We start from the raw sequence: 11516 nt of genomic DNA, 5'->3' as shown, positions 1-11516 counted from the left end.
ACCTTTCAAAGCAAGGGGGCATTGCAGTAGGGGTTGTTTCTTTCGTTCCTTGCGATCGCTTCGACGTAAAATTATTGATTTACAAGCATTATAGTCTAATTTGGCCAGTTAAGTTGTGTAAGTCCCACTAGTAAAAAATTTACGCATAAATACTTGCTCTGATGATGACTCAATCACGGCAGCTATAATTTTCTTCTAAAATTCTGTCTCCTGTTTTCCCCTCCTGGGAGGGGCGAGGGGTGGGTTGTCTCGTGACTCCTTCTTCGGTTGCTACATTTTGTGGTGCGGAATGTGGGCTAGATAATTAAAGCCTTCTTCCTTCTGCTATATTAGAAATTTTATCAAGGATGAGGTACACCCGTGGCGAGCAAGATGCTCGCACAATAAAAGTTTTATTGGTAGTCGTACATTATCCGGCAATGTTTATTATGAGAACAGTGGGAACATCTTGCTCCCGTGCCTGGTATTACTTTTTGCTGTATACCATTACGCGAGCAGGATTACCATTTTATTTAAACTCCGTCTTTACAAGATTTAGTATGACTAGCACTTAACCATTGCTGAAATACCTCAAACCTGCCATCATCAGGATTAACAATACGATAAATTCGCAATCGCTTTTTCTGGTGAGTTTCTGTACGCAAACACTCCAAACTATAACCAATTTTATCCAAAAAACGCCGCACTATTGTAATCGGACTAGAATTTACCGCCAACCCTATCCCGACTATAGTTTTAATTGCTGCTCGGTTTGCTAAAGCGGTCTTGGCCAACAATTGCAAATCTTCATCAATATTTTTCAACTCCCGTTGCTTATCTTTCAACAATAGCGGTATTTTCAATAATTCCATCACCCCGATGGTTGCACCCAGTAAGCGATCGTTAAAATCAGGTATGAAAATATTTCCCTTGCCTAACTCCAAAATTGTTTTCGCTACCTCAGCATCTCGTGCTACTAAGTATTGTCGTCCTACGGTCATAAAATAATGTAGTTGCAACTGTTGATACCATCCAGCATCATCTTTTTCTACCAATTCAGAAGTTATGGGAATACTATAACGCAACATTAATTCAAATTTTCGTTGTTCCCGTTGTTGTTTGCTGGTTTTGGATAATCGCTTTTTGAGTTTTTGATACTCGGTTAAACTAATATTTCTGGCAGTAGCGATCGCCTCACATTCTGTCTGATAATTTTGCTTAATTACAGTAGCGATCGCTTCCTGTAAATCATTAATTTCTGTAAGTGTTTCTGATGATTTTTTGGCTTCTAAATTATTAGCTAAAACTTCTGGGGAAGCTTCGATAATATGATGTCCTTCGACTCGCAAAGCTTCTAAAATAGACTCTCGATATTGATTCATTCCTGCATTGAAACGAACCGCTATTTTTGCCCAACACAAAAAAGATTCTGCTTGAAAACCTGTTTCTATATCGTCCAAACTATCAAAATCTGATTGTTGTAATAGTCTAATATTGAGTTGAGTCAGACGTTGTTCGGAATTGAGCAAAGAAGTAATAGAAGTCGAACCATTACCAACTTGATTAAAACCAGAATTTGCTACCCATAAATATCTGGGAATATTCTCACGAACTCTACCCAAAGATTGACAAACTGAAGTTGCTCCTTGTACTCCTTGAGCAATAGCCCAAACTGAAGTGAAATGACCTTGAATATCAATACTAATTCCTGTTTCAATGGAGGGAGAAGCTAAGACAATATCATATTGTGGCAATACTTGATTTAATGATTTAATACAACCATAAGCAGGATGATTAGGTTCTGCTAAAGATTCTGAATCTATTCTGAGGATTTTTAAGTCAGGAAACTGTTTTTTTAGATAAGCTTCTAAAGCACGGGTTCCCCATTTACTGGTAATTTTTTGTGCTGACAAACACACCATTGGTTTGCCACCTTCACGGATATGTTTGTGTAAATCTGCTATTAATCTTTTGGGAGTAGTTTCTGGATAATTAAAAACTTGCCAAGCTTCTTTTTCTCCTGGTAGCCAATCATTTTGAATAATAAAAGGTTCTAATTTTACTCCTGCTAAAGCTTGTAGATAATCTATTGAAATATCGCTTAAGTCAGCATCAGCTATAAATACCTGACCGACACCTCCTAAAACATTTTGCATTAATGTTTTGAAAGACCTGAGAATTTCTACTCGGTTTTGCCGACAAGTATTAGAATTTAAACCATGCCAAATTACCTGTTCTATTTCATCAATAATTACCACTCCATTCGACCAATTTTCCGGATTAAAACTAGCCTGAGAATTAGGATGTAGGGAATCAATACATAAACCAATACCTAATAATTTATTATCGGATTTTTTATCTACTTCTGTAATATATTTTAGTCCAAAACGTTGACATAACTCTTGTACTAACTGTACTCTATGACCAATAACTAAAACCTTTTGACTGCGAGCTACAGCTTCACTGACAATTTTCTCTAATAACTTAGTTTTTCCAGTGCCCTTAGCAGATTTAATTCCTACTAATTTTGCCGGAAAATCAGTGCTATAGGCTAGGTCAAGATTATCTAACTTTTGTAAATTATTACTGCTGATAGAACCTAAAATATGTTGTTCGGAAAGATAACGACTATTAACTCTAATATTTACAGGATATGTGAGTTGGCTAAATGATTTAGCCTTCCAAAGTTCTAAAGGTAATGCGTTTTGATAAGCTTCATCAAACACACTTTGCCCATGATTTGCTATTAAATCGTCAACTCCTTTTCCTAATTCTGGATTCCAGGAAATAACTTTAACATTACATCCTTTTCTTGTGAGTAAATATCCAGTTTGTCTAATAGCAGCATTAACATTTTTAATAGTTTTAGGTTTAGTATCTTGGTCAAACGCAATATAAATTTCTCGATGATTATTTACCAGCTTTTCTAACTGAGGAATTAAATTTGATCTACCAATACGGTTGCCATATTCATCTCTAATAACTCGATATCCACCAAAAATTCCTGGTAAGGCGATCGCTACATAACCACCTGTTAATAAAGCACCTGTTTTTTTTGCTCCTTCAGTAATACATAAAGGTATTTGAGGATGGGCGATAAACCACTGCCAAAAACCAAAGTCTGGTTGATTATTATTAATATCTTCTGGCAGAATTTCTATTTGATAACGACTAGCAATTTGATGCCACAAATGTAGGGGTATTTTTAGGGCAAATAAACTGGTGGGAGTTTTCGGAGGATGTTCGTATTTAATTAACTTTTTTTGGTCATAACTGTGACGTGGTTGACTAGGTTTAAAACAACCCCAAAGGTCCTCTTCTCCTGTAAGTAAATCAATTCCCGAACACCACCATCCACCTTCTTCAATGTGTCGGTATCGCTTTAATATTTGGCTAGTTACTCGGCCATCATTTCGTCTAGGAATAGCATCAGAATAAAACAAAAATTCATAAGGCCGTTGTCCTTCTAAAGGGATAACATTAAGGTGTATTAATTGGTCATCGACACAGCTATTAGTCCATTCTCGGAAATAATTAATTTGTGTTTCGGTCTTTGGGGTCATTTAATAATGCACTCTATATACAGTTAAGGATTTTTATTATATTGGAAAAACACACTATATACATATAAAATTTTCTTAAGACTCCGGGACTAATGGCCTCAACAAATAATTTTTGAATAGCTATAAATCTTAATAATTGATACAGCAATTTAAAACTCTCTGGAGGTAAAAATTTTTGGCAGTAGCAATCTATTGAGCAGTTGCACAAAAAGTTAGAAGTATGGAGTCAAGAGCGTAATCAAACTGCTAGTAAGGTCATTTGGCATTTCTCTACTGACGATACTAGAGTCAAACTGCAACATCTTTATCCTGTGTTTGAAACTACCGAAGAGAATAATATCAAATCCGGTAGCATTGGTATAATTAGGGCTTGCTGAAAAAGTCTTATGGGTGAAGGTAGGAGACAGGAGACAGGAGACAGGAGACAGGAGTTAGGGGAATTTGAAGGAGGTAGGAGTAAGAATTTTCCCAAGATGGTTCTGCCCAACTCTTGACCAAAATCCTGAATTTTTGAACCATTACCACTTAAAACCTCGCACTTTTTCCATATCTAAAATTGCTCAAACCAATATCAGTCAATAAGCGCGATATTTAATCAGCAAACCCTAATTAGATAGTTAATTAGGAGTCATATAGAATCCGGTTATATAGGTTATATAGTATATGTTTATAACTATACTTCAAGCATTCAATCTCCCCTACTCCCCTACTCCCCCCAACAATTCTAATAAGTGTTCAACCGGATTTGATATCAGTCCTCAGGAGTCAGGAGGAAAGAGAATTTAGAAATATTTGCGACGTTAGCGAAGATGAAACATTTTTTTATACCGAACCCTAGCGGATTTGATATAACTCCCCGATTTTTTCTCAGCACTGTCAATTCATAGCGATCGCCTATTAGACATCTCCAGAAAAGAGGCAGCTTTGCTGTAGGCAGTAGGGAACCCACCCCTCGCCCCTCCCCCTCCCAGGAGGGGAAAGAATTGATAATTTATGTGTGATAATTGATTTTATTTTGGATTTTTGGAGATGTCTATTTATTTCAACTAAGCATTTCCTGATATTTTCCGGGACTAATGGGTAGATATATTGGGCATGAGTATACTTGAGCATTACAAAATAATGTGTGATGCTTATGACAATGTAACACAAAGATATTTCTAAGCGTTAGATCATACCAATTTCATAGAAAATTACTACAGTCTCGACACAGGCAACAGGCAAAAGGGAAAGAAAAACTAGATAAAAAAGAGGAAAAAATGCTTTATTTTGACATTTTATGGATATATACAATTTTTAATTGTAGCAATAAATCACAAATTAAGATGTAACTACCTTTTTTGAATTTGGTATAACTTTCAAGAAGTTTAGCATTTAGTAATCGAATTGAGGGGTCGAATATTGAAAGAAGATATATTTCTAAGAACGGAGTTAAAGTCTGGGATGCTAAATACTCCTGATATGTAGAAAATTTCAGAAAATCTAGGACAACTTAATTTTAGTTTTTCTCAAGATTTTCTGGCGTTGCTGATTCTAGGTATGATTTGATAATTTGGGATTGTTTGAACTACTTGTTAATATTAACTGTTCCCTGTTCCCTGTTCCCTATTCCCTATTACCGATAAACTTACTTTCATACCTTAATTCAGCAATGCCGATTTTCTTATAGTAGTCGCCATGATTGTATTTGGCATATCAAAAATTTAAAACTCAGACAACGCAAGATTTTTCCTTCTTTCTTCTTATTTCTGCCTTCTTCCATAGCAATAAAACTTTGAAAATAAAGTATCAAAAGCAACCAAATAAAAATTAGTTAAACTAACAATTAATCAATAATAAAGAATTTCGTAAAGAAATGGAAAATTGTCATTATATCCCCTTTATAATTCCATAAAGGTTGAATTAGGGTGCGACAAGTGCTAATCGTAAATCCCATTTCAACCTCAGACAAAAGAGAGGAGAATCGGGGAGAATGATCAATCTACTGTGGCTTCAAGGTGGAGCCTGTTCTGGCAATACCATATCATTTCTCAATGCTGAAGAACCAAATATTTGTGACCTAATCACAGACTTTGGCATTAATGTACTTTGGCATCCTTCTTTAGGATTTGAACTTGGTACAAACGTCCAACAATTATTAAAAGATTGTATTTCGGGAAAAATACATTTAGATATTTTAGTATACGAAGGAACAATAATTAACGCTCCCAATGGTACGGGAGAATGGAACCGTTTTGCCGATCGCCCGATGAAAGATTGGGTTAAAGAATTATCCGAAGTTGCAGGTTTCGTCGTGGCAGTGGGAGACTGCGCTACTTATGGCGGTATTCCTGCAATGTCACCAAACCCCAGTGAATCTGAAGGTTTGCAATTTCTCAAACGGAAAAAAGGCGGATTTTTAGGAGAAGACTTCAAAAGTAAAGCTGGATATCCTGTTATCAATATTCCCGGTTGCCCCGCGCACCCAGATTGGATTTCCCAAATATTAGTAGCGGTTGCTACTGGCAGACTTGATGACATTACCTTAGACGAATTTCACCGCCCCGAAACATTTTTCAAAAGCTTTACTCAAACAGGTTGTACTCGCAACGTTCACTTTGCTTATAAAGCTTCAACTTCAGATTTCGGGCAGCGTCAAGGATGTCTATTCTATGACTTGGGTTGTCGCGGACCGATGACTCACTCTTCCTGTAACCGTATTTTGTGGAACCGAGTTTCGTCTAAGACTCGTGCAGGAATGCCATGTTTAGGTTGTACGGAACCAGAATTTCCATTCCATGACCTCGCACCGGGAACAGTATTCAATACTCAAACAGTCATGGGAGTTCCCAAAGAATTACCGACGGGAGTCAACCGTAAAGACTATGCTCTGCTAAGTATCGTTGCTAAAGATTCAACTCCCGCTTGGGCAGAAGAAGATTTCTTTACAGTTTAAAATTTGTAGGTTGGTTTGAGGCAACGAAACCCAACATAACAGGACTCAAAAAAGCTTTGTAGGTTGGGTTGAGGAACGAAACCCAACATAACAAGACTTACGCACCTAAACAACAAACCGGGTTTATTCACTAATTCCTCCAGCAACCAGGTTTCTGCCTAAGTCCTAAAAAAAGCTTTTGTTTGTAGTAGAGCTTTAGCCCGAAGATAGATAGAGCTAGAGCAATTCTACGAGCTTTGGACATGAGATTTAATATTGTTTGTTGGATTGCGCTGTCGCTTAACCCAACCTACACAAGCTATAGCTACTGATAACTGATAACTAAAAAAATGGTTCAAACTAAAGTACAAACATTAGACATTTCCCCCGTGGGGCGCGTTGAAGGCGACCTAGATGTAAGAGTTGACATTCAAGACGGATATGTAACCAACGCTTGGACTCAAGCACAAATGTTTCGAGGTTTTGAAGTCATCCTCAAAGGCAAAGACCCTAAAGCTGGTCTCATTGTCACCCCCAGAATTTGTGGAATTTGCGGTGCTTCTCACCTCACCTGTGCTTCCTGGGCGTTAGATACAGCTTGGCAAACAGAAGTACCTCGTAACGCTATCCTTGCTCGTAACCTCGGTCAACTTGTAGAAACTCTCCAAAGTCATCCACGTTACTTTTATGGGTTATACGCGATCGACCTAACAAACAAAAAATATCAAAATAGCCCATTCTACGAGGAAGCTTGCAAACGTTTCGCAGCATTCACAGGTACATCCTACGAACCAGGTATTACTGTTGCAGCAAAACCTGTAGAAATATACGCTCTATTCGGCGGTCAATGGCCTCACTCTAGTTTCATGGTTCCCGGTGGTGTCATGTGCGCTCCCACTCTCACCGATGTTACCCGCGCCTGGGCAATGTTGGAATATTACCGCACTAACTGGTTAGAACCAATATGGTTAGGTTGTTCCATTGACAGGTTTGAACAGATTCAAACTTATGACGATTTCATGGAATGGTTGGATGAAAATCCCGCTCATGCTAGTTCTGACCTGGGTTTCTATTGGCGTATGGGTCTGAATATTGGTTTAGATAAAATTGGTGCCGGTGTCGGTAAATATATGAGTTGGGGATACTTGCCTCACGAAGACAAATATCAACGCCCAACTATTGAAGGTCGGAACGCTGCTATGATTATGAAAAGTGGTGTCTACGATAGCACTACAGATATTCATCAATTGATGGAGCATACTTTTACCCGGGAGAATACTGCCCACGCTTGGTATAACGAGGGTGATGGAGATGTACATCCTTTTGACCGCACTACCGTACCTATTCCTAATAATGATATTGACTTTGACGGTGCTTATTCTTGGTCAACTGCTGTATCTCACCAAGACTTAGGTCGGATGGAAGTTGGTGCTTTAGCGCGGGAATTGATATCAGGTGGCGACCATGGGGAAAGTTGGCAGTACAAAGACGGTTTAGTTTTAGATATGTTCAAGAAAATGGGGGGACCGAGCGTACATTTGCGCGTGTTTGCCAGAATGCACGAACTAACTAAATTGTACCGTGAAACCGAACGTTGTTTGCGGGAGTTTAAGTTGCGCGATCCTTGGTATATTAAGCCTGAAGAAAAGGATGGTCGTGGTTGGGGTGCCACTAACGCTAGTCGTGGTTCCCTCTGTCATTGGGTGGAAATAGAAGGCGGTAAGATTAAGAATTATCAGGTTATTGCACCGACTACTTGGAATGTCGGACCCCGTGACGGTCAAGGGGTGCGCGGACCTATTGAGGAGGCATTAGTGGGTATTCCTATTGCTGATGTGAATGACCCTGTGGAAGTCGGTCATGTTGCTCGGTCTTTTGATTCTTGTTTGGTGTGTACCGTTCACGCTCATGATGCTAAGACTGGGGAAGAGTTAGCAAGGTTTAGGACATCATAATTAGCTGTCAGCTTTCAGCTATCAGCAGTCAGCGAACAGGTAAAAAAAGGACGTTGGATGCAGCGTCCCTATTGTGACTCTAAACATTTTTTAGCTAAAGAATAAAGGTTATTAGTTGGCTTTAGTTATAGTTCAGTTTGAGAGATGGTTTTAATATGAGCTTGTAGCCATCGGGTGAATGCTTCTCGATTTAATTCTCCAGAAGCTACTGCTAAAATAACTTGTTCTTGTTCGTCCACAGAAGCATTAATTTCTAGTCCATTCAGGATGAAAAAAACTTCCATTGCTGCGTGTCCTGTTCGTTTGTTACCATCAATAAAAGGATGGTTCATGATCATCAAAAAACCGAGGGCAGCAGCTTTATCAATGACAGTTGGATATAAGTCTTGTCCAGAAAATGTCGCTGCTGGTTGTGCTACTGCTGATTCTAAAGCAGGGCGATCGCGTAAACTATTAGCTCCTCCTGTTTGGGTAATGATTTGCTGATGCAGTTCCATAATTTCTGATAGGCTCAGATCGCGAGTCATACTAACCGCTTATAGAGTTCAGAATTTTTAGTTAATACATAAGTTAGCTGCTAGATTAAAGTCAGTTTGAGATTCCTGTAACCATTCAGCAATTTTTGATTCTAGAATTTTCTCCGGTGAGGTTTTCTGCTGGTTGGCAATTTGTTGGATACATTTGTATTGTTCTTTTGATAGTTGTATAGTTATTTGGTTCATGGCACTATCCTATAAATACTTTCTTTTGCTATTATAGACAGACAATCCTTTTTTGGGAGCATAATATTGATGGAAACAATCTTATTAAGTTATGAAGAAGTTGGAAAGATTGCTGAACAGCTTTATCAAAATAGCATCCGCTAGTAGAAGTCAGAAGTCAGAAGTCAGAAGTCAGAAGTTGATTCTTTGAGTCTTTTAACAGTAGCGACTAATATTTTACAGCAAATTCCAAGTATAGTTAAACTAAGCAAACCCATTTCCAGTTGCCCTTTATAGGGTCTGCTTGTCTTCAGAACCGGACGTGAGACTTTCACCTCATCACGGCTCCTCTCTTAAACGTCCCTTGTCATGGGTACACCCTTAAAATTCCACTTTGGATTTAATGAGTCCTATGGTTCACTGCTTTTAAATCCTCGGCAGTTTTAACGTCGTGGCAATGTCGGTGCAACAGTTGTTTGTTTTTATAGGTGTTATCACCGCCTTCAGACCAGGGAACGATGTGGTCAACTTCGATTAAATCCGTTGGTCTAAAGTGTAATCCACAAGATGCGCATTTACCTTTTTGTCGCTTAAGTAGCGTTGTTACTTCCTTCCTTACGCCTGGATGTTTGCCAATTCTGCTACCCCAATAAGTCCAGTCACCGTCAAAGGGTGATTTATTACCTTTAACCTTGATGTGCCTTACGATAGGAACATCTGAGTGTTGGTTTAGTAGAGTTGTTGGGAAATATAGCAATGTGCGCTGGCATATTTACAAATTACAAGAACTGTCCAATAGCTAAAAGTCTTATACTATCGGTCTTTTATTCCTCCTGTTGCCTGTTGCCTGCGCACAGCGCTATAACTGAGGTGGGGAAAAACGAAAATGAAAACAGATATATTTTGTTAGTAATTTAATTATTTATGCTGCTATCAGGTATAAGTTCCAGCCATCCAGTTGCTGTTAACATTAGAGTTGTCGCTAAATAAAGGGAAAAAATCACTCTAACCTAGACAGAGCAATAATTCCAAGCATTATTGCCTTCCAATAGCTACAATCCTTACAGAACAAGGTTTTTAGGTATTTTTTAAGTTATAAAGCGACAAGTCTATCAATTTGTCATCAAAATCAATAAGCGTGATTACAGTAAATTTGGCTGACAGCTCCATAACGTTTGACACCCGCAAAGGCGTTTTCACATATCACCCTTGATTTGCTCAATTTCCGATTTTCCGATTTTTGTTGCTCACTTAATTGTCCTCCCTTTGGCTTTTTATGGGGGATACGGATATTTTCATACTGGTGTTGAATACCTTGAAAACCACTATCCACTTCAATTGGTATCACGACCGGTATATTTCCTATTAGCTTTTGTGAGTCATGGAATTTTTCCTGAATGTAACTTTCCTTCTCGTGCCTGAGTTAATACTAACACTTGCTGATTTTGGTCTACTGCTGCTAGATGTTTGCGAGTTAGACGTTTTTTTTTCCCGAATAATTCAGTTTTTGTTTTTCTGAGTCAGTGGGTCGTTGCACTGGCCGTTCTGTGCCATCCATAATTACTCGTTCTACTCCAGGGAAACGCTCTATAAATACTTGGACACAATTAATTTGACGCTCGGGTAGTACTTTTTTTTCTCCCAGGGTGGCTTCTAAAATAGGTTGTAAACGATGAACCCAATGATGTGCCTGGCTGCGATCAATATCAAACAAGATGCTGGCTACATCAAAGGTTGGATAACATTTAAAGTAGAAGAGAATGTAGAATAATTTGTCTTGAGTGGTGCGTAAACGAGCCTTACGGCCTCCTCCAACAGAGCGTTGACCAGGTTTCAAGAGCAATGTTTGCTCATACATTTGATTAAAGGGCTTCAACAAAGTGTAATCTGCTTTACGGTTTAATCCTGTTAATGCTCTGAGTAACCTGTCTTGTTTTAAGGCTCGTTCAATATTTAGCATTTTTCTGACCAATTTATTATTTGCTCATTTTACCTTATTTCCCAACAACTCTATTATTAAGGATTTTCATCGCTGTGAGTTCTTCGTCTCAGATAACCTTTAGGGTTCCATGTTATGAGAAAAGATTCTCTACCCCTGTCAATTTCAAAATCAGAATTCTCATTTACAAAAGCTTCAATGGCTTCATAAGGACCAGACTTGGGTCCTACAGGCAATCCGTGATGGCATATGCCATCTTCAACTATGAAATAATCTCCGGTCTTTATGAGTGTGGAATAAGTCCTTAACACGGAAAAATTTCGGGAGTTTGGTAGCCCCGTAACTTTAGTTCGGGGCGGAAAAACGAGCGGCGGTTTCAACCGCCGTGATCAGGGTCATTAATGTATTCCAAAATCTTAGCGGTGCTGACCTTCCCCGTAGTGTCATAAAAATAGCTGTGAGTCC

The 11516-nt window shown here is 38.6% G+C and carries 9 protein-coding genes and 2 pseudogenes; 3 read left to right on the top strand and 8 right to left on the bottom strand.

All coding sequences use genetic code 11. From position 1 onward, the window contains the following. Nucleotides 1-512: 512 nt before the first annotated feature. Nucleotides 513-3542 carry a plasmid replication protein, CyRepA1 family gene (locus F6K06_RS32255; RefSeq protein ID WP_240038832.1) on the bottom strand — a complete coding sequence of 1010 codons (3030 nt, stop codon included), beginning with the start codon at nucleotides 3540-3542 and terminating at the stop codon, nucleotides 513-515. 200 nt (nucleotides 3543-3742) lie between these two features. On the opposite strand from F6K06_RS32255, the gene F6K06_RS32250 reads away from it, so the two are divergent. From F6K06_RS32250 to F6K06_RS32240, 3 genes are all read left to right on the top strand, one after another. Next, nucleotides 3743-3919, top strand: a complete 177-nt coding sequence (locus F6K06_RS32250; RefSeq protein WP_161564389.1) for a hypothetical protein — start codon at nucleotides 3743-3745, stop codon at nucleotides 3917-3919. Nucleotides 3920-5514: 1595 nt separating this feature from the next. Beyond that, nucleotides 5515-6477, top strand: a complete 963-nt coding sequence (locus tag F6K06_RS32245; RefSeq protein WP_124143876.1) for a hydrogenase small subunit — start codon at nucleotides 5515-5517, stop codon at nucleotides 6475-6477. 329 nt (nucleotides 6478-6806) lie between these two features. Beyond that, complete coding sequence (locus tag F6K06_RS32240; protein WP_287244900.1) at nucleotides 6807-8411, top strand: nickel-dependent hydrogenase large subunit; 1605 nt, start codon at nucleotides 6807-6809, stop codon at nucleotides 8409-8411. 125 nt (nucleotides 8412-8536) lie between these two features. On the opposite strand, the gene F6K06_RS32235 is transcribed toward F6K06_RS32240, so the two are convergent. The 7 genes and pseudogenes from F6K06_RS32235 to F6K06_RS32210 form a co-directional block, all read right to left on the bottom strand. After that, a complete protein-coding gene (locus tag F6K06_RS32235; RefSeq protein ID WP_124143874.1) occupies nucleotides 8537-8938 on the bottom strand; it encodes a type II toxin-antitoxin system death-on-curing family toxin in 402 nt (133 codons plus the stop codon). A gap of 27 nt (nucleotides 8939-8965) precedes the next feature. After that, nucleotides 8966-9133 carry a hypothetical protein gene (locus F6K06_RS32230; protein ID WP_161564388.1) on the bottom strand — a complete coding sequence of 56 codons (168 nt, stop codon included), beginning with the start codon at nucleotides 9131-9133 and terminating at the stop codon, nucleotides 8966-8968. Nucleotides 9134-9542: 409 nt separating this feature from the next. Further along, nucleotides 9543-9848: pseudogene (locus F6K06_RS32225) on the bottom strand (HNH endonuclease); the annotation flags it as partial. A gap of 393 nt (nucleotides 9849-10241) precedes the next feature. Further along, nucleotides 10242-10460, bottom strand: coding sequence for a transposase family protein (locus tag F6K06_RS32220; RefSeq protein WP_240038831.1), 219 nt, complete (start codon nucleotides 10458-10460; stop codon nucleotides 10242-10244). Between the two features lie 126 nt (nucleotides 10461-10586). Further along, nucleotides 10587-11072, bottom strand: a complete 486-nt coding sequence (locus tag F6K06_RS32215) for a transposase (protein WP_240038830.1) — start codon at nucleotides 11070-11072, stop codon at nucleotides 10587-10589. A 56-nt stretch (nucleotides 11073-11128) separates the two neighbouring features. Further along, nucleotides 11129-11362, bottom strand: a complete 234-nt coding sequence (locus F6K06_RS34435; protein WP_205127274.1) for a CmcI family methyltransferase — start codon at nucleotides 11360-11362, stop codon at nucleotides 11129-11131. A gap of 65 nt (nucleotides 11363-11427) precedes the next feature. Continuing rightward, nucleotides 11428-11516 (bottom strand): annotated as a pseudogene (locus F6K06_RS32210) (IS200/IS605 family transposase); the annotation flags it as partial.

Source organism: Okeania sp. SIO1H4, from assembly GCF_010672695.1.
GTDB lineage: Bacteria > Cyanobacteriota > Cyanobacteriia > Cyanobacteriales > Microcoleaceae > Okeania > Okeania hirsuta.
Note: the sequence above shows the minus strand (reverse complement) of the source record. Positions and strands in the feature narration are given on the sequence as shown.

Excerpts from the sequence above, each read along its gene's own strand:
- F6K06_RS32255 (WP_240038832.1), bottom strand. The coding sequence starts at position 3,542 with ATGACCCCAAAGACCGAAACACAAATTAATTATTTCCGAGAATGGACT.
- F6K06_RS32245 (WP_124143876.1), top strand. The coding sequence starts at position 5,515 with ATGATCAATCTACTGTGGCTTCAAGGTGGAGCCTGTTCTGGCAATACC.
- F6K06_RS32240 (WP_287244900.1), top strand. The coding sequence starts at position 6,807 with ATGGTTCAAACTAAAGTACAAACATTAGACATTTCCCCCGTGGGGCGC.
- F6K06_RS32235 (WP_124143874.1), bottom strand. The coding sequence starts at position 8,938 with ATGACTCGCGATCTGAGCCTATCAGAAATTATGGAACTGCATCAGCAA.
- F6K06_RS32230 (WP_161564388.1), bottom strand. The coding sequence starts at position 9,133 with ATGAACCAAATAACTATACAACTATCAAAAGAACAATACAAATGTATC.
- F6K06_RS32215 (WP_240038830.1), bottom strand. The coding sequence starts at position 11,072 with ATGCTAAATATTGAACGAGCCTTAAAACAAGACAGGTTACTCAGAGCA.